Source organism: Xylanibacter ruminicola 23, from assembly GCF_000025925.1.
Classification (GTDB): Bacteria; Bacteroidota; Bacteroidia; order Bacteroidales; family Bacteroidaceae; genus Prevotella; species Prevotella ruminicola.
Map to the genome: position 1 here is coordinate 914,224 of NC_014033.1, position 17,799 is coordinate 932,022.

General features: G+C 50.3%; 16 protein-coding genes. 9 read left to right on the plus strand and 7 right to left on the minus strand.

What is annotated here, in order from left to right:
• Nucleotides 1-61: 61 nt before the first annotated feature.
• The 3 genes from PRU_RS03995 to PRU_RS15565 are packed head-to-tail and all read left to right on the plus strand — an operon-like array spanning nt 62 to nt 3,024.
• Entirely contained in the window at nt 62-2,158 is a 2,097-nt protein-coding gene (locus PRU_RS03995; RefSeq protein ID WP_013063904.1) for a DUF3987 domain-containing protein, read from the plus strand.
• Between the two features lie 34 nt (nt 2,159-2,192).
• Nucleotides 2,193-2,597: a hypothetical protein gene (locus PRU_RS04000; RefSeq protein WP_041385656.1), complete on the plus strand. Its 405-nt coding sequence runs from the start codon at nt 2,193-2,195 to the stop codon at nt 2,595-2,597.
• A complete protein-coding gene (locus tag PRU_RS15565) occupies nt 2,572-3,024 on the plus strand; it encodes a YcbK family protein (protein ID WP_074683758.1) in 453 nt (150 codons plus the stop codon). The genes PRU_RS04000 and PRU_RS15565 overlap by 26 nt, the downstream gene beginning before the upstream one ends.
• Nucleotides 3,025-3,026: 2 nt before the next feature.
• Here PRU_RS15565 and PRU_RS04005 read toward each other — a convergent pair whose 3' ends face one another.
• Genes PRU_RS04005 through PRU_RS04030 form a run of 6 tightly spaced genes read right to left on the minus strand, consistent with a single transcriptional unit; the run spans nt 3,027 to nt 9,959 of the window.
• Entirely contained in the window at nt 3,027-3,839 is an 813-nt protein-coding gene (locus PRU_RS04005) for a hypothetical protein (RefSeq protein WP_013063021.1), read from the minus strand.
• Nucleotides 3,763-5,775 (minus strand): YgiQ family radical SAM protein, encoded by a 2,013-nt coding sequence (locus PRU_RS04010; RefSeq protein WP_013065145.1) that lies wholly within the window; start codon nt 5,773-5,775, stop codon nt 3,763-3,765. The genes PRU_RS04005 and PRU_RS04010 overlap by 77 nt, the downstream gene beginning before the upstream one ends.
• 26 nt (nt 5,776-5,801) lie before the next feature.
• Entirely contained in the window at nt 5,802-6,146 is a 345-nt protein-coding gene (locus PRU_RS04015) for a hypothetical protein (protein WP_013064219.1), read from the minus strand.
• A 16-nt stretch (nt 6,147-6,162) separates the two neighbouring features.
• Nucleotides 6,163-9,111 (minus strand): golvesin C-terminal-like domain-containing protein, encoded by a 2,949-nt coding sequence (locus PRU_RS04020; RefSeq protein ID WP_013063662.1) that lies wholly within the window; start codon nt 9,109-9,111, stop codon nt 6,163-6,165.
• Nucleotides 9,108-9,680: a 1-acyl-sn-glycerol-3-phosphate acyltransferase gene (locus PRU_RS04025; protein WP_013065719.1), complete on the minus strand. Its 573-nt coding sequence runs from the start codon at nt 9,678-9,680 to the stop codon at nt 9,108-9,110. The genes PRU_RS04020 and PRU_RS04025 overlap by 4 nt, the downstream gene beginning before the upstream one ends.
• Before the next feature lie 12 nt (nt 9,681-9,692).
• Nucleotides 9,693-9,959, minus strand: a complete 267-nt coding sequence (locus PRU_RS04030) for a hypothetical protein (protein WP_013064756.1) — start codon at nt 9,957-9,959, stop codon at nt 9,693-9,695.
• A 208-nt stretch (nt 9,960-10,167) separates the two neighbouring features.
• Between PRU_RS04030 and PRU_RS04035 the strand changes: the two genes are divergently transcribed.
• Together PRU_RS04035 and PRU_RS04040 are read left to right on the plus strand one after the other, a co-directional pair.
• Nucleotides 10,168-11,805: a diphosphate--fructose-6-phosphate 1-phosphotransferase gene (locus tag PRU_RS04035; protein WP_013064630.1), complete on the plus strand. Its 1,638-nt coding sequence runs from the start codon at nt 10,168-10,170 to the stop codon at nt 11,803-11,805.
• Between the two features lie 92 nt (nt 11,806-11,897).
• Nucleotides 11,898-12,794, plus strand: a complete 897-nt coding sequence (locus PRU_RS04040; protein WP_033149316.1) for a glycoside hydrolase family 25 protein — start codon at nt 11,898-11,900, stop codon at nt 12,792-12,794.
• Between the two features lie 12 nt (nt 12,795-12,806).
• Here PRU_RS04040 and PRU_RS04045 read toward each other — a convergent pair whose 3' ends face one another.
• A complete protein-coding gene (locus tag PRU_RS04045; protein ID WP_013063295.1) occupies nt 12,807-13,547 on the minus strand; it encodes an RNA methyltransferase in 741 nt (246 codons plus the stop codon).
• Nucleotides 13,548-13,679: 132 nt separating this feature from the next.
• On the opposite strand from PRU_RS04045, the gene tamL reads away from it, so the two are divergent.
• The 4 genes from tamL (at nt 13,680) to smpB (ending at nt 17,786) form a co-directional block, all read left to right on the plus strand.
• Entirely contained in the window at nt 13,680-15,869 is a 2,190-nt protein-coding gene (tamL, locus tag PRU_RS04050) for a translocation and assembly module lipoprotein TamL (protein ID WP_049769073.1), read from the plus strand.
• Nucleotides 15,870-15,965: 96 nt separating this feature from the next.
• The gene (locus PRU_RS04055; RefSeq protein ID WP_013064885.1) at nt 15,966-16,778 is read left to right on the plus strand and encodes an MBL fold metallo-hydrolase; all 813 of its coding nucleotides are present in this window, start codon (nt 15,966-15,968) and stop codon (nt 16,776-16,778) included.
• Nucleotides 16,779-16,790: 12 nt separating this feature from the next.
• The gene (locus tag PRU_RS04060) at nt 16,791-17,294 is read left to right on the plus strand and encodes a DMP19 family protein (protein WP_013065468.1); all 504 of its coding nucleotides are present in this window, start codon (nt 16,791-16,793) and stop codon (nt 17,292-17,294) included.
• Between the two features lie 9 nt (nt 17,295-17,303).
• On the plus strand, nt 17,304-17,786 hold the full coding sequence (gene smpB / locus PRU_RS04065) for an SsrA-binding protein SmpB (protein ID WP_013063647.1): 483 nt from the start codon (nt 17,304-17,306) through the stop codon (nt 17,784-17,786).
• Nucleotides 17,787-17,799: the final 13 nt, after the last annotated feature.

The following is a 17,799-nucleotide window of genomic DNA, read 5'->3' on the forward strand; positions in this document are numbered from 1 at the left end:
GCGGCAACTGGTGCAGCGTATCCGCAATGGCGAGGAGGCACTGAAACACAAGTTGCAGCAGATGAACTACAGCTGTTTGCCTAACGAAGACGACACCTTGAAGGGTAGCACCCGCATGAGCACCACTGTGGGTATGGATATCGACCACCTATCGGCCGATGAGATGCCAGCTATCCGCGAGCGCATCCTGAGTAAGAAAGATGAGCTGGGCTTGTTGATGCTCGAAGAGAGTGCCCGTGGCGGTGGCTACCATCTGGTATTTGCACGTAAGTCCGAACTGAGCCAGGAAGAGAACCTGAAATGGGCGAGTGAGTTGATATCTGTGGCTTATGATAGTGGGGCTAAGGACATCACCCGCGTGTTCTTTACTACATCGGGCAATGAACTGATTTACCTGGATGATGCCATCTTCGAACTCGAAGAAGTTTTAGGCACGGATGACACGGCCTTTTTAAAAAAGGACGCGGCTGTTGCGTGCCAAAATAAATTCAAGGGCATAGCGTATAAGGATATTATTGCGGAGTTTTGGCGGCGAACGGGTGGGGTTCCTAACACAGGCGAACGCAACAAGCGACTGCACCAACTGGCTGCTAACCTGCGTTCTATTTGCGACGACAGCGAGGAGTGGCTACTGGCGCTGATGCCCAACTTAGGATTACCCGATCACGAGATGCGTTCGATTATCCATTCGGCCTGCAAGGAACCTACCAAGGGTTCGCGACTGATGGACCAGATAGTGGCAGCCCTCGCCACATCTACCTATGATACCATAGATACCGACGACCAGCAATTGTCAATTATCAATTCTCAACTGTCAATTAAGAAGTTGCCTCAGGGTGTTAAGGATTCGGTGGCGGCAGTAGGTCCCGAATTGGCCATGCCAATCATTACGGCGGTTTGTCCATGCATAGGTGCGCTGGCCACAGGGGTAAAGCTTGATGTACACGGGCGTGTGCGCGGACTTAATCTGATATCGTACATTGTTGGTGAGTTTGCCAGCCGCAAGGGCGATATCGACCCGGTGGTGGATGCCTGGATGAGCGAAGTTTCGGCTATGGACGAGATGTATCAGCAGCAGGAGGACGAGTATCGACGAAAGAAACGAGCCTCTAAAAACAAGAAGGAACAGCCCGAAGAGCTTAAGTTGCCTGTGCGTTATATCGCCTTGAACAACACGGTGGCTAACCTGGCCGAGCGCTTGGCAAACGTTGAAGGTAAACATGCATTTTCGTTTACACCCGAGGCTGATACCGTGGCACAGAAATGGCGTTCGGCTATGAGCGATTTCTCGGTACTGCTGCGTCAGAGTTACGATGGCAGTAGGTACGATCGTGAGGCCAAGAGTGCCGAGGCGGTGAATGTGCATATTAAGCACCTGCTGTGGAATGTGGTGATGTGCGGCACACCTGATGCGCTGTACCGTGTAGTAACCAATTATACTGATGGTTTCCAGAGTCGTATAGCCCTGTCGCAAACGCCCGATAATACCTATGCCAAGCTGGAGGATAAGCCCTATGTACTGACCGACCGACAGACCGAACGCATACAGCAGGTGGCACATCTGTTACCGCTGATGGCAGGCGAAGTGGTGCTGCAAAAACTGGAAACAAGGGGTAGGGCATGGCTTGAAAAAATACGACTCGAAGCCATGATGAACGACGACCGTGTAAAGGCTCGTGAACGATTCCGTACCTGTGTTACTGCCCAGCGCATGGTATGCTGCTTGATGCTGTGTAAGGTGTGCGAACAGCTGATACAGAAACACGGACTGAATGGTGCCGAAACCCAGCTGAAGCAGAAACCCTACTTATGGAAGGAGATGCTGCAGAAAACACAGACGCCGGCTATGCTGGATATGTACGACGTGATAGCCGACCAGCTGTTGGATAGTGCGTTGTATTATTTTCGCGATCGCATAGAAAATGCCTATCGCAGCAGGGATTATGCTGCCGGTAACAGTAGGAGTCGTCGTTCTAAGAACGATACCATCTACGAGCGCCTGGATGTGCAGTTCAGTTTCGATCAAGCCATGCAGTTCAGCGTAGCCATCAAGGGTGCCGATGTTACCCGCAACAGCGTGCAGCAGATGCTGAAAAACTGGCGTAAGCAGGGGCTGGTATCGCTGACCGATGATGGCGGGTATCGCAAGGTGAGTTAGTCATTATAGTCAATAGTCATTAGTCATTAAGAACATGGACATTCAGAATAATCAAGCATGCTTTGTGCAGCTCTGGCGTCAGCTGGAGCGCACAAGGCGCGTGCTTTCAAGCTGCTATAAGCGATTCAGTGTGCGTAACGTACTAAAGTTGTGGTTTGGTGCTGAAGCTACCGACGACTTTATTTGGCAGGTATGCAAACAAACAGTGGTGAGCGACGAACAAGTGTGTGGCAACGATCTGTTGTCATCTCCGAGACACTATCCCCGCATACATCGAGAGTTGCTTAGGGCTATCGTAGCCACCAAATTAGGGTTAGGCCTACGCCACGTAAAACTACCAGATTTGGATGCTGCGTATAGCATCGCATTTCCAAATAGTACACCAATTAATGTAAACAAAAAGAAAAGAAAGTATGGAACCTGTAGTACAGTTGAATAGTAAAGTAAACCTCTCCGAGCATTTTGTGCTCGGGGAGTTCACCAGGAGCAAGTATCCTGAGGTGTATAACATTCCCAGTCATGAGGTTATAGCCCATTTGAAAAACCTCTGCACTTGGCTGGAGGTTCTGAGGGAAAGATCCTCGCAACCGATTATCATTAACTCTGGTTATCGATCGCCTCAGTTGAACAGAAAAGTTGGTGGAGCCCCCACCAGTAATCACCTAACTGGATGTGCGGTGGATATTCGCACTAATGGTATGGAGCAGGCCATCTGCTATGCGGCAACCCTTATCGATTATGCTAAAGAGACGCAGCAGGATTATGACGAACTGCTGATAGAAAAGAATCGCTACGGTGCCATCTGGTTACACTTCGCCGTGCGGCCTAAGGATAACCGCCATCGTGTGAACTTTATCAATGCTTAGCCTTATACTTCGAAGCGGATGTAGGTGCGGTCGTCGAAGGAGTTGTTGCCTTGTATGAAGGCCTTTGTGGCTTTGAATTGGCCGATGTTTAGGGGATCGGTTTCGCGCTGGTGGGCCAGGAGCGATTCTGATTCCTTAAGCGTTGGGGCCAGTTGGGGATAGCCGTCGCTGGCAAACACAATCTCCCATTTCTGGAAGTCGAGCGGGATGACTTTTATCTTTTGCTCGGGGATGGGGAAACCATCGATAACGGCGTAAGTAATGTTCTGATTTTTCATTACGTCGAGCATGGTAGGAATCATCACTTCGCGGGCTGGGTCGTGGGGCTGCAACAGGTCGGCCTGGGGCACACCTGCGGCCAGCAACTCCTTAACTTTGGCAGCACGCATCTCGGCCAGGGGCTGCTCGTAGGGCTTAGGGTTATCGAAGAAATTACCACCTATCAGACACTGGCAATCGCCCACCATCCAAACCTCGCGGCGTAGGCGACTGTAGATGATGGCCGAGGCGCAGAGGCGCTCCTCGGGATGTTGCTGCATACGCTCAACGGGGAAACGCAGCCAGTAATGACGGCGCAGCGCACGGGTAACACCAACACAGAACTGATGGCTGCTGGTGTTGGCCGGCATCTTGCGGATATAACGACTGATGAGCTGCATGGCATAGCGGCCATTGCTCATAAGGGGGCAATGGCGACGCTTGGTTTTGGATGTGCTGCCGTCGATAACGGCAATAAAATCAGAAGTTACGACGATTCCGTCCTCGCTTTTCTTGCTGGGGCTTTTCGCTATGATGCTTTGCTCGAGAATTTTCATTTTTAAAATTTGGATTATAAGATTTAGGCTTGCCACCGCCAGCGGGCTTGCCGCTACCAGCGGGCTTTGGGCCACCGCCATAAGCAGGGCGATAACCGCCTTGTGGGGGCATGCCGCTATACAACTTGGCAATCAAGTCGGGACGACCGATGCGGCGTAACGACTGCTCGATGCCACGGCGCTCTTCGGGTTTGTACCAGAAGAAGAACTGGCGCTGGGCCAACTTCTCCTTTGGTGTTTTGGCGCTGAACACGGGTTGCAGGGTATAGGGATCGTAGCCTGTGTACCAGGTTTCGGTGGCATTGGTGAGTGGCGTGGGGGTAAAGTCCTGTACCTGCTCCAGATGGAAGTCGAGGTTCTTGGTAATCACCGCCAGTTCGGCCATATCCTCTTCCTGACAGCCTGGGTGGCTGGAGATAAAGTAGGGGATGATTTGCTGGCGAAGTCCCTCCTCGCGATTAATGCGATCGAAGATGCGCTTGAACTCGTAGAACTGCTGGAACGAGGGCTTGCGCATGAGGTAGAGTACACGATCACTGGTGTGCTCAGGGGCTACCTTGAGTCGACCCGAAACGTGGCGGGTAATGAGCTCGCGGGTGTACTCCATAGCGGCCTTATTGCTGGCCTCGTCCTTGCTACGATGTAATAATAAATCATAACGCACACCGCTGCCGATATAGCTATGTTTGATGCCTGGAAGGGCATCTACTGAGCGGTAGATATCGAGCAGTTTTGAGTGGTCGGTATTGAGGTTAGGACATATCTGCGGATGGATACATGATGGGCGACGGCACTTTTCGCAGGCGTTCTTATTACGTCCGCTCATGCCGTACATGTTGGCCGATGGGCCACCCAGGTCGCTGAGGTTACCCTTAAAGTCGGGCATCTCGATGACTTGTTTTACCTCGCGCAGGATACTCTCTTTTGAGCGGCAGGTAATGAATTTGCCCTGGTGGGCCGAAATAGTACAGAATGCACAGCCGCCAAAACAACCGCGATGGATGTTTACGGAGAACTTGATCATCTCGTAAGCGGGAATGCGCTTACCCTTGTACTTGGGATGTGGCTGACGAGTGTAAGGCAAATCGAACGATGCGTCGAGCTCCTCGGTTGTCATGGGTGGGTAAGGTGGATTGATAACCACATAACGTCCATCCACACCCTGCAGCAGGCGCTGGGCGTGCATCATGTTCGACTGCTCCTCGACGTTCTTGAAGTTCTCGGCCTGGGCCTTCTTGTTTTTCATACATTCCTCGTGTGAGTGCAGCACGATGTCGCGATCGGTAATGCCACCGATGATATCCTCCTTACGTGAGAGATAAACGGTTTGCGGCAGGTCGCGAATATCACGTATGCTCTCGCCGGCAGCCAGGCGGCGTGCCAGTTGGATAGTAACCTTTTCGCCCATGCCGTAGGTAATCATATCGGCAGGCGAGTAGCACAGCAGGCACTTCTTGAGGCTGTCGCTCCAGTAGTCGTAATGACTTACGCGGCGCAGCGAGGCCTCGATACCACCCAGCACTACGGGTACATCGGGATAAAGCTCCTTGAGGATTTTGGCATATACGATGGTGGGGTACTCGGGACGCATATCGTGGCGACCGTCGGGGCTGTAGGCATCCTCTGAGCGCAGGCGGCGTGCGGCGGTGTACTTGTTTACCATCGAGTCCATACAGCCTGGGGCGATACCGAAGAACAGGCGAGGGCGACCTAACTTCTTAAAGTCGCGATAGTCGCCATGCCAGTCGGGCTGTGGCACGATGGCCACACGGAACCCCGCGGCCTCGAGTGTGCGGCCAATCACGGCGGCACCAAACGATGGGTGATCAACATAAGCATCGGCCGAGAACAGGATTACATCAACGTAATCCCATCCCCGGAGTTCGAGCTCCTTTTTTGTTGTGGGTAAAAAATCAGTTAATCTGTACTCTTTCAAATCTTATTTTCCAAATTTTTCGGCCATCAATTAAACGGTGTGCCCTGCAAAACGCGTGTGGTCATGCCCAGACCATCGTTGTCTTGATGCTTCCAGTTAATGTATAATAGCACAAGCTGCTGCAGGCCGAATGCCTTCATGTTGGGATGATAGATGACATCGAGACAGAGGTCGAGCAGGGTTTTATCCTTGCCGGCATCGCCCTCGAGCAGTGCGCGAATGTTCAGTTTCAATTTGTCAAGTACCTGTTCGTCGACGTAGCCATTAGAGTCGATCAGATCGCGGAAGAGCTGATACTTCTCGATGGTCTGCAGGTGTTCGTCACTTACTTCGATACTACGGGTTCCAGATGAATTAGATTGAATTTTCATACTTTTAGATAATTTTTTATGGGTTATTTGATTGTAATAGGAATTGCAAAATGCCCCGCATAATGCTGTTGCGCTTGGGCTCGTCCTTGATGCACTCGAAGGGGAATCCCATGGCGAACGACTTGTAATCGGTGCCGTTATAGGCTACCGAAGCGCTGTAATCGTCGGCATACTTCATGGCCGAGAATGCGGGATAAACAGGCTCGATGATTTCGGGATGCTGATCGGCATAGTGCTGCTCGTTCAGCTGGCGATGGAAGGTGAACTGCAGACCGAGACCGTTGATAGAGTCGCGCTGCAGCGAGTCGGCATTCTGGCCCTGATAGGTTAGCTTGAGTATGTCGGCCAGATATGTGCGATCCACGGGATCCTGCATGTCGCTGCCCAGGTAGGCGCCGCTAACCAGGAGCGAACCGCCGCGCTTGGCAAACAGGCGGATATGTTCGCGCAGCATGGGCGACATGAGCTGATAAGGTACCAGCGAGTAGCCATCCTTGCGTTGCAAACCAAGGATCACATCCATCATTTCATAATTCTGAGGGTGTACCTCGTTATTGTCGAGTGCAGCCACCGAGCAGCTGGCCACGCGGTATTTGTGGGCGGTGGCGATGGCTGCAGCATGGGTGCGGATATAATCAAAATCGTTGCCGGCGATAAACTGGCCTTGCAGCGAGTCGTTGGTGTAGCCAAGGCCATCGCGGCGCTCGCTACCTATCTTGCTCTTGTCCCAACCTATCTGATAGCCTAGCCATCCTGCTGTGCGACCATAGGTAACGCCGGCATCGGTGTCAAGGTCGAAGCCTTGCGAGGCGGTGTTATCTACCACCTGTGGGGCTGCCAAACGGGTAAAGCCGTTGACGATGAGTACCGACTTCTGGGCCTCGGGTACATCGAATACCGATACCACCTCGCTGGGGAAACTCTCGCCGCCATCGTTAACAGCTGTGACGCGGAACGAGTACAACTTTTCGGGATCTACGGGGATGGTAACAGATGTTTCGGTGCCACCTTTGATATAGGTACCGTTATCGAATCCGCTGCGACCTGTGGCTGTGTAAACCACATAGCCGGTAGGTTTGGCGGTGGGCTCATATTCGTCGTAAACGGGGTGCCAGCTGATTTTGGCCTCGCCACGACCGGTAAGTTCGGCCGAGAGACGGTTAGGTGCCAAGGGCTGAACCACGTATTTCTTGTTGTGCATGGCGCTGATGTAGCGCAGCAGGGTTTTATAGATGCTGCGTGCCAGGTCGAAACGGAAGTTAGGATCCTGACCCATGCGCATGTCGGCAAAGTTCTGGTGCGACATGGTTTCGAGAATGGCGCTGGGCACCATGGGGCAACGGGTTTCGCTGTAGTTGCGATCGTAGAGTTCGCGTGTGGGCCAGTTGCCGTATTTCTTTTTGATATCTGCGGGGATTGAGTAGAGCAACTCGTCGGCCAAGTCGCGTGATACCAGGCGGGTAAGACCTGAGTTGAGAATGCTGTCGTTAAGATAGGTGGTGCACACGCTCAGGGTGCCTGTGTGGCTCTTGCCATCGCGGGTGTAACCGGCATCGCTGTGAATGGCTAACGAGAGTTCGATGGGCACATTCAAACCGGTGGTGTCGGGTACAAACACAGAACCGCCAGCCAGGTGGTTGGTCATATAGCTGCGCACGTTGATGTCGTCGCCGTAATCGTCCTCGCCATCCTTGGTGCTATACACCTCGTAAGGCATGCCTGCCCACTGGGCGTAGTAGCGTGCGGCTTCGAGGCAGCGGGGCAGTCCGCTCACACCGCGACCACGATCGATGTTGCCCATACCGCCGCCAAAACGTACGGCATCGGCTGTTACCACACCGTGGTGGTGGCGACTAAGGTTGCTGAGCGTTACGCAGTTGCGTGTGCTCTGTCTTTGGTCGAAATAAAAAGTGCCCAGGTAAACCCATGTTTTCTCGCCCATCGTCTGATTCACACGGAACTCGGTGGGGATGCCTTGGTGCCATACGGTATAGTGGGCATCGTCGATGCTCTTATCGGTGGTGTGATAGCTCACATATACGGCGTAATTACCACTCTCGGTAATGGCGGGTTTCCAGATAATTTCGCTCTGGCGCTTGACGTTGTCGGTAGTGGCTGACTGGCGACAAGTACCAGCGGTGAACGGATTTTCGAAGTCTTCATAACTACCTGAATGCCAGGCGAAACCATTAGTATTGCTCTTGCTCCACTGATGGGCGCCGTTGTGCTCGGTGTAGCCTGTTTCGGGGGTATCGTTATCCACTATAAACTCATTGCGCTGCCAGTCGCGTTCGCGTGGTGAGAACACAATGGCGCCTGCATTCTGCAGCATGGGTATGAGGTAGGGGGTAACGATGGTTTGTGTAAACAGGTCCTCGCGTGTACCAAACAGTGCGGGGCGCTGCCATTTCCATGTGCTATCCTTGACGTTGAAATAGCGACCATGACTGGCCCAGAGCGAGATATGACGGTTTTGCAAACCCTCGGTGATGGTGTAGGGGAGTGAGGCGTTGCGAACCCATGGACGACCGTGGTAATCGATGTCGCCCCAGGTGCGGCTTTTGTCCTTGTGCTGGCGCAAACGGTTTGGCACCAGCTGGCGCAGATCCCAGCCACCGGTAGTGATAGTGAGATTGTAATCCTGAACCGAATCGGGCAGCAGCAGCTGCACTTCCTGATAGATGGTTTCGGCCAGGTCGTCGGTAAACAGCTGTTCGCCAAGATTATTGTTGGCGCTGATATCGACAGTGCGCAACGAGTCGTTAACCACCAGAGTCTTCAGGTGGAAAGTAGAGCGTATGCGTTGCTCATCGCTCTTAAAGTTCACAAAGTATCGGTCTATTTTATCCTTAAGCGATTTATAGGGGTCGGGCGGTGTTTTAACCTTAGCTTTCCGAGCCGCATCGGCGGGCATGGCAGTAAGCAAGGCAAACACAGCCGCGAGTATGATACTTGTACGTTTCATTGTTTGGTAATATCTCCTATCTCTCCTATCGAGAAGTTCTCGGGCTTCTTGCCCTTGAAATCCTTAAAATATAATTTTATTTCCCGCATGTCGGCCTCCAGGTCGCCTGTGGGAATGATGGTTTTTGTACACTGAATCAGTTTGCGTTCATAATCCACCCCATATAATAAAATAGGTATGCCGGCCTTGAGTGCGATGAAGTAGAAACCTTTTTTCCACTCGTCAACGCGGCTGCGGGTGCCCTCGGGGGTGATACAAAGTTTGAACTGAGAAACCGACTTGGCTGTATCGGCCATCGCGTCGGTCATGCTCATCTTTTTCTGTCGGAATACGGGTATGCCGCCCATACTACGGAAGATAGGGCCAAGCGGCCAGAAGAACCATTCCTTCTTCATCAGGAAGTTAATCTTCATACCCTCGGCTCTACTGTAAAGCTGCCCAAGCAAAAAGTCCCAGTTACTGGTGTGGGGCGCTAAACAGATAATGAACTTTTCGGGGTGGTTTTCGGAAATCTCCTTCTGCCACCCCATGCGTTTGTACAGAATCCATCTGCAAAGTGATTTTAGCATTGCAGCAAGGGATTACGCGTTAAGCTGATCAACAATCTGCTGTGCTTCAGCGGTAAACTTATCGCGCAGGTCCTTATAATATGCCTGTACATCCATTCCTGGCTCTGGGTGTGAAATACGACTGATGTAGTTAGCACGGAGCATGATTACAGAGCGAATCAAGGCATCGTCGTTTTCCATGTTTCTGTCGTTATCATACAAAGAGAGCGCTACAGCCTCAGCAAAAATCTCATCACAGATTGCATTAATGCTTTTCTTAAGTGTTCTTTTGTTCATCATAATTATTTCGTTTAAATCCCCTCCTTTTGGGGTGTTTTGTTATATTCATAAAGCAAAGTTAGAAAAAAAATCTGAGATTACAAGTGTTTTACACCAAAAAAATATTAAAATGCCAAAAATACATCGATTTCTTTCGTATTTCTTACAAAAATTCACTAATTTTGCGGCTCAGAAAACAATTACTCATTAATTTATAAGGAATAATAATATGGAAAAAAGTGCATTGCAGATGGCGAGAGCCGCTTATCAGCCTAAGTTGCCTAAGGCACTTCAGGGTGCAGTAAAAGTTAAGGAGGGTGCCGCTACACAGAGTGTAGGCGACCAGGAGGAGATCAAGAAGCTCTTCCCTAACACTTACGGTATGCCTATCGTAGAGTTTGAGCCCGCTACCGAGGCTAACAACACTAAGATGAACGTAGGTATCATCCTCTCAGGCGGTCAGGCTCCTGGCGGTCACAATGTGATTACTGGTCTCTTCGATCAGATTAAGAAGCTGAACCCTGAGAACCGTCTGTTCGGTTTCATCCTGGGTCCTGGCGGTCTGGTAGATCATAACTACATGGAGCTCACAGCTGATATCATCGACGAGTATCGTAACACTGGTGGTTTCGATATGATCGGTTCTGGTCGTACAAAGCTGGAGAAGGTTGACCAGTTCGAGAAGGGTCTCGAGATTATCCGCGAGCTGAACATCAAGGCTATCGTTATCATCGGTGGTGACGACTCTAACACTAACGCTTGTGTACTGGCTGAGTACTATGCTGCCAAGAACTACGGCGTGCAGGTAATCGGTTGTCCTAAGACTATCGACGGTGACCTGAAGAACGATCAGATTGAGACTTCGTTCGGTTTCGATACAGCTTGTAAGACATACTCTGAGCTGATTGGTAACATCGAGCGTGACTGTAACTCAGCACGTAAGTACTGGCACTTCATTAAGGTAATGGGTCGCTCAGCATCTCACATCGCCCTGGAGTGCGCTCTGCAGACTCAGCCAAACATCTGCCTCGTATCTGAGGAGATCGAGCAGAAGGGTATGAGCCTCGACGATATCGTTACATACATCGCTAACGCTGTTTGCCAGCGTGCTGCTGATGGTAACAACTTCGGTACTGTTATCATCCCTGAGGGTGTTATCGAGTTCATTCCTGCTATCAAGAAGCTGATTGCTCAGCTGAACGACGTTCTGGCTATGCCAGAGGCTAAGGAGCTGGATCGTCACGAGTCGATCGACTTCGTTAAGGCTCACCTGACCGACGAGAACCTCGCTGTATTCAACAGCCTGCCTACAGGTGTTGCTCGTCAGCTGGCTCTCGACCGCGACCCACACGGAAACGTACAGGTATCACTGATCGAGACCGAGAAGCTGCTCTCTACTATGGTAGCTCAGAAGCTCGAGAAGATGAAGAAGGAAGGTAAGTACTCTGGTAAGTTCTCAGCTCAGCACCACTTCTTCGGTTACGAGGGACGTTGCGCTGCTCCTTCTAACTTTGATGCTGACTACTGCTACGCTCTTGGTACATCAGCTGCCCAGCTGATTGCTAACGGCAAGACCGGTTACATGGCTATCGTTAAGAACACAACAGCTCCTGCTGAGCAGTGGATTGCTGGTGGTGTGCCCATCACAATGATGATGAACATGGAGAAGCGTGCTGGTGAGATGAAGCCAGTTATCCGTAAGGCTCTCGTTGAGCTCGACGGTGCTCCTTTCAAGACCTTCGCTGCACAGCGTGATCGTTGGGCTCGCGAAACCGCTTATGTATATCCTGGTCCAATCCAGTACTGGGGTCCAACAGAGGTTTGCGATCAGCCAACCCGTACACTTGCTCTTGAGCAGGGTAAGTAATTAATTTATTAGGCGCGAATTACGCGAATTATCACGAATTATTTTATTTATTCGCGCAAATTCGTGTAATTCGTGCCTTTTCTTTTTCGTTGATGCCAAAGCGCCGAGTTGTTCGTAGAAAAGGGGTAGGTACTACCCGCACTTACCATGGTCCACGTGGCCATCGTAAGCCCGGATTCTTTGTCCGTATTCTACAACATATGCCCGGGTGGGCGTATTGGGTAGGCGGCGGTGCTGTTGTGGCGGTATACGTTTACTTTTTCTATTATTTCTTTGTAGGTCCGTTCGGATTCCGCTGGCGTGCCCTTTATGGCGACGTGAGCTATCCCGAGGGCTACGAGATTCATGGTATCGACATCAGTCATCATCAGGGACGCATCAACTGGGATGAGCTCAAGGACAACGGACAGATAGACCACTGTCCTATCCGCTTTGTGATGATTAAAGCTACTGAAGGGGCTACACGTACTGACGAGAACTTCCGTGAGAATTTCTATCAGGCACGTGAGAATGGTTTTACCCGCGGGGCTTATCACTTCTATAGTGTGCATACGCCCGCTGAAGAGCAGGCTTATCATTTTATCAATACCGTTAAGCTGGAGAATGGCGACTTGCCTCCTGTGCTTGACGTGGAGCATAAACCTAAGAACCAGAGTGATGAAGACTTCAAATACTCTGTGCTACGCTGGTTGCACTTGGTGGAGAATCACTACCAGGTGAAACCTATTATCTATACCTATTTTAAATTCAAGACACGCTATCTCTCTGATCCTGTGTTCGATCAGTATCCTTATTGGATAGCGCATTATTATGTTGACTCGCTGGAATACCAAGGACCTTGGAAATTCTGGCAGCATACCGATGTGGGTCGATTGCCGGGTATTAAAGGTAATGTTGACTTTAATATCTACAACGGTTCGTATTACGACCTGCGCCAAATGACTCTTGGTTCGCAAGAGACGATTGGCGAAAAAGCATACCGCGAATAAGTTTTTGGGTTGTTATCCCCTGCGGCGGAATTCGGAGCAGGTGATAGCGGTGGCGATGGCTACATTCAGGCTATCGGCAGTTGGACCTTTATGGAAATCAGGAATCAGCAGCTTGTGGGTAACACGTGCGCGCACGGCATCGCTGATACCATTACCCTCGTTGCCCATTACAATCAGGCCCTGTTGCGATAGCTCCTGTGTGTAGATATTCTCGCCGTCCAGGAAGGTGCCGTAAACGGGGAAATCCTTGGGCAGTGAATCAAGCAGTTGCATGGTGTCTATATATATAAGGTGTACGCGGGCAATCGAACCCATCGTAGCCTGAACCACTTTGGGGTTCCAGGCATCTACCGTGCCTTCGCTACAGAAAATGGTGTCGATACCAAACCAATCGGCAATGCGGATGATGGTTCCCAGGTTGCCGGGATCCTGGACGTTGTCGAGCAGGATAGAGAGTTGTTGGGTGCTTGGTGTTTGGTGTTGGGGGGTAGGTATGGGGAAGAGGGCGAGCACCTGCTGGGGGTGTTGCTGCAGAGAGAGTTTGGTAAGCTCGTCGTTGGTAACCTCGATGGCACCGGCAACAGGGTTGGCAGCTATCCATTCGGCAGTAGCAAACAGCTGCTTGGGGGTATAGCCGGCTTTCAGTAAATCGCCCACAACCTTATGACCTTCGGCAATGAAAAGGCCCTCTTGTTTGCGAAACTTCTTCAACTCAAGTTGGTGTACGAATTTAATCTGATTCTTGCTTATCATACTCTGTCTGTCTGATTTTTGTGCAAAGTTACAGGTTTTTAGGCATGAATTACGCGAATTAGCCGAATTTTTTTAATATTTCGTGTTAATTCGTGCCATTCGTGCCGTTTTTTTTATTAATTTTGCGCCAAAATGGATCCGAAGGCAACTCATAATAGGTTTTTACCCCCCATATGTCTGGCTGCAGCACTCGTTCTGAGTAGCTGTTCGGTGAGTCGTGATATTCCGGAAGACAGCTACCTGCTGAACAAAGTAAAGGTGGTCGCCGATGGTAAGTATCACGATATTAATCCGGGTAGTTTGAAGGGCTATGTGCGACAGAAACCTAACTCGCGCTGGTTCTCGGCTGTAAAATTGCCTTTGGGTGTTTATGCGATGGCGGGCAAGGACAGCTCGTGGGTGAACCGTATGCTGCGACAGATGGGCGAGGCGCCTGTTATCTACGATACGCTTCAGGCACAGCTTACTTGTAAGGATCTGCAGCAGGCCCTGCAGAACAAAGGTTATCTGGATGCTCAGGTTGAACTGTTTATCGATAAGAACAAGCATAAACTTGATGCCGTGTATGTGCTGCATCCAGGCAAGCCTTATTTTGTACGCGAACTGGATTTTGTGATCGAGGATACCACGGTGGCGCGCTTGCTGCGTGGACGTTCGTCGTTGTTGCATCAGGATATGCAGTTCAGCGTTGAGACATTGTCGGCCGAGCGTAATGCCATCACCCAGTATCTGCAGAATCGCGGTTACTTCCGTTTCCATAAGGAGTATATTACCTATGGTGCCCGTAAAGACGAGGAGCGGCAGGGTGTTAACCTGAGGTTGTTGTTGCAACAGCAGCACAAGGCCTATACCATCGATAGTATCAAGTACGAGGGTGGTGCCGACGATCATCTGCATCTGCGCCCTAAAGTGCTGAGCGAGAATACGTTCCTGGAATCAGGAAAGCCTTATTCGGCAGAAAAGCTGCAGAATACCTATAACCACTTCGGACGATTGGGTGCTGTAAAATATACCAATATTGCCTTTGAGCAGCAGCCCGATACCACGTTGCTGGATGCTACGATTCAGGTGCAGACCAACAAGCCATCTACCATCAGTTTCCAGCCCGAAGGTACTAATACCGCTGGCGACTTTGGTGCGGCTGCCTCGCTCACTTATCAGAACCGTAACCTGTTCCGTGGGTCGGAAACATTCAGTTTGCAGTTGCGTGGCGCCTACGAGGCCATCAAAGGTTTGGAGGGTTACAGCAATCAGGACTTTACCGAGTATAGTGCCGAAACCAAACTCTCGTTCCCACGATTCATCATGCCGTTCCTGAGTAGCAGTTTCCGTCGCCGTACGATTGCCACCAGCGAATTGTCGCTGTTGTACGATGTGCAGGACCGTCCTGAGTTCCATCGTCGAGTCTTGTCAGCTGGTTGGTCGTATCTCTGGAAACCCCAGAATCATCATGATAGTTATCGTTTCGACCTGGTGAATCTGAACTATGTGTTCATGCCTTGGATTAGTGAAACTTTTAAGACAGAATATCTTGATAACACCTCGAACCAGAATGTGATTCTGCGCTACAATTACGAAGACCTGTTTATTATGAAAATGGGTTTTGGTTACGTATATAACAACGGTGTAGTAGCGCTGAAAACCAATGTTGAAACAGCTGGTAATCTGTTAGGCGCCTGCTCTAAGATTTTTGGTGGTTCGAAGAACGATTTAGGTCAGTATAAACTCTTTAATATCGCCTATGCACAGTACGTAAAGGGCGATTTCGACTATACCCAGCAAATCTTCAAGGGTACTAACGATCAGTTGGTGTTCCACATCGGTCTGGGAGTAGCTTATCCGTATGGTAACTCTAAGGTGTTGCCATTCGAGAAACGTTACTTCTCGGGTGGAGCCAACAGCGTTCGTGGATGGTCGGTTCGTAGTCTCGGTCCCGGTCGTTACAAGGACAAGGATGGACGTATAAACTTTATTACAATGACGGGCGATCTGAAGCTGGATTTGAACGTGGAATATCGCATGAAGTTGTTCTGGAAATTCAACGGCGCTATTTTTGCCGATGCCGGTAACATCTGGACGCTGCGCGATTATCCCGATCAGCCTGGCGGACAGTTTAAGTTTAATACCTTCCTGAGCGACTTGGCTGTGAGCTATGGTGCCGGTTTGCGACTGAACTTCGACTATTTTATTCTGCGCTTCGATTTGGGTATGAAAGCCATCAATCCTGCTTTCGAGATTGAGTCGGAAGCTCACTACCCAATTCTCCATCCCAAGTTGAGTCGCGACCTTGCCTTCCACTTTGCAGTAGGTATGCCATTCTAATTACTGTTAAAAAAGTAAAATAGTACGGCATCTCTAAATTTTAAATTCTCATTTCTCGATTATTTGTGCTACCTTTGCACGAAAATTATATTTGAGATGTTGAAGTTTATATCCTTTGGAAGCGGTAGCAGCGGTAATTGCTATTATCTGGGCACAGCGACCGACGGGCTGATTATAGATATTGGTATAGGAATACGCACACTGAAGAAGTATTGTAGAGAGTATGGTATTCAGCTTAATTCCGTGAAGCGTATCTTGATAACGCACGATCATGCCGACCACATTAAAAGTGTGGGTGCCCTGAGTCACGACTGCAACCTGCCTGTTTATGCCACACATAAAGTACACCAGGGCATAGACCAGAATTATTGTGTAACGAAGAAAGTATCGCAAGATCATAAACACGAGTTGGTAATTGGCGAGCAAGTACAGCTTGGCGACTTTAAGGTGCGCCCTTTTGCTGTGCCTCACGATGCCAGCGAGAATGTGGGCTACGAGCTGGAGGTTGAAGGTATTGTGTTTGTGGTGCTTACCGATGTGGGTAGCATTACCGACGATATCAAGCAGGCCATTAATCGTGCCAACTACCTGGTGATCGAGGCCAACCACGATGTGGAGATGCTGAAGAATGGTCCTTATCCCGCTTATCTGCAGCAGCGCATTCTGAGTGGTAGCGGACACCTGTCGAACGTATCGTGTGGTGAGGCGCTGGTTGAGAATATGAGCGAGGGCCTGAAGCACGTTTGGCTGTGCCACCTGAGCGAGGAGAACAATCATCCTGAGTTGGCACGTAAGACGGTAGAGACCATCCTGCGCAGTCATGGTGTGATTCCTGGCAAGGATGTGGAGCTGGAAGTGCTGAAGCGCAAGACACCAACAGGAGTCTACGAGATTAAAGATAAACATTAAACATTAACGTTTATGGTGGAGGTAATTGTAAAAGACGAGGATTTGCAGCAGGCTGCACTCGAGGGAATGGATGAGTTCCTGGATGTGTTTGTAAAGGCTATCTACGATGCTATCGGTGGCGAACTGACTGCCGAGAGCATGGCCAAGTTGAATGCCGACCAGCTGACATTGCTGGCCTGGAACATTCTGCACGAAGAGGTGATGGATGGCGGATTTGTACAGCTGATTTACAACGGCTACGGTCCCTTCATCTTTAAGAATCCCCTGGCCAAAGCACTGCGCCAGTGGGATATGCGTGCCCCCTCAAAGTTGATTTACGATGCCCACACCCTGTGGCTGAAATATCGCGAAGAGATTGAAACCGAGAAGAGCGACGAGGATTTCATGGCTATGTTCGAGCAGTATCCGGAGTTCGAGAATCTGGATGATATCTTTATCGAGAACGAGGAAGAGTGGACCGAGGATATCGCCCATTATGTGGACGATCACCTGGACAACTTCGCGAAGATCATTTAATAGTAAGAGATGAACAAGACAGAAGAACAGTTACGCAAAAAGAGTCCTGTACAGATTCGCAACAAGAAGGCCTCGTTCGAGTACTTCTTTGTTGAAACCTATACTGCAGGCATCGTGCTTACCGGTACGGAGATTAAGAGCATCCGACTGGGTAAGGCGAGCTTGGTGGATACCTATTGCGTGGTGCTTAACGGCGAACTGTGGGTGAAGGGCATGAACGTAAGTCCTTACTTCTACGGTTCGTACAACAACCACGAAGCCAAACGCGACAGAAAGCTGTTGCTAACCAAGAAAGAAATACGCGCCCTTGAGAGTGCCACCAAACAAACGGGGTTTACCATCGTGCCCACCTTGGTGTTTATCGATGACAAAGGCCGGGCCAAGGTAGATGTGGCGCTGTGTAAGGGTAAGAAGGAATTCGACAAGCGCCAGACGCTGAAGGAAAAGGAGGATCGCCGTGAGATGGACCGTGCGATGAAAGTCTGGAAATGATCGAAGATTAAAC

Coding starts and splice junctions, on each gene's coding strand:
- PRU_RS04020 (WP_013063662.1), bottom strand. CDS start 9,111: ATGAAACGTACAAGTATCATACTCGCGGCTGTGTTTGCCTTGCTTACT.
- PRU_RS04035 (WP_013064630.1), top strand. CDS start 10,168: ATGGAAAAAAGTGCATTGCAGATGGCGAGAGCCGCTTATCAGCCTAAG.
- PRU_RS04025 (WP_013065719.1), bottom strand. CDS start 9,680: ATGCTAAAATCACTTTGCAGATGGATTCTGTACAAACGCATGGGGTGG.
- PRU_RS04045 (WP_013063295.1), bottom strand. CDS start 13,547: ATGATAAGCAAGAATCAGATTAAATTCGTACACCAACTTGAGTTGAAG.
- PRU_RS04030 (WP_013064756.1), bottom strand. CDS start 9,959: ATGATGAACAAAAGAACACTTAAGAAAAGCATTAATGCAATCTGTGAT.
- PRU_RS04015 (WP_013064219.1), bottom strand. CDS start 6,146: ATGAAAATTCAATCTAATTCATCTGGAACCCGTAGTATCGAAGTAAGT.
- PRU_RS03995 (WP_013063904.1), top strand. CDS start 62: ATGAACTACAGCTGTTTGCCTAACGAAGACGACACCTTGAAGGGTAGC.
- smpB (WP_013063647.1), top strand. CDS start 17,304: ATGAACAAGACAGAAGAACAGTTACGCAAAAAGAGTCCTGTACAGATT.
- PRU_RS04055 (WP_013064885.1), top strand. CDS start 15,966: ATGTTGAAGTTTATATCCTTTGGAAGCGGTAGCAGCGGTAATTGCTAT.
- PRU_RS04060 (WP_013065468.1), top strand. CDS start 16,791: ATGGTGGAGGTAATTGTAAAAGACGAGGATTTGCAGCAGGCTGCACTC.
- PRU_RS04005 (WP_013063021.1), bottom strand. CDS start 3,839: ATGAAAATTCTCGAGCAAAGCATCATAGCGAAAAGCCCCAGCAAGAAA.
- PRU_RS04000 (WP_041385656.1), top strand. CDS start 2,193: ATGGACATTCAGAATAATCAAGCATGCTTTGTGCAGCTCTGGCGTCAG.
- PRU_RS15565 (WP_074683758.1), top strand. CDS start 2,572: ATGGAACCTGTAGTACAGTTGAATAGTAAAGTAAACCTCTCCGAGCAT.
- tamL (WP_049769073.1), top strand. CDS start 13,680: ATGGATCCGAAGGCAACTCATAATAGGTTTTTACCCCCCATATGTCTG.
- PRU_RS04040 (WP_033149316.1), top strand. CDS start 11,898: ATGCCAAAGCGCCGAGTTGTTCGTAGAAAAGGGGTAGGTACTACCCGC.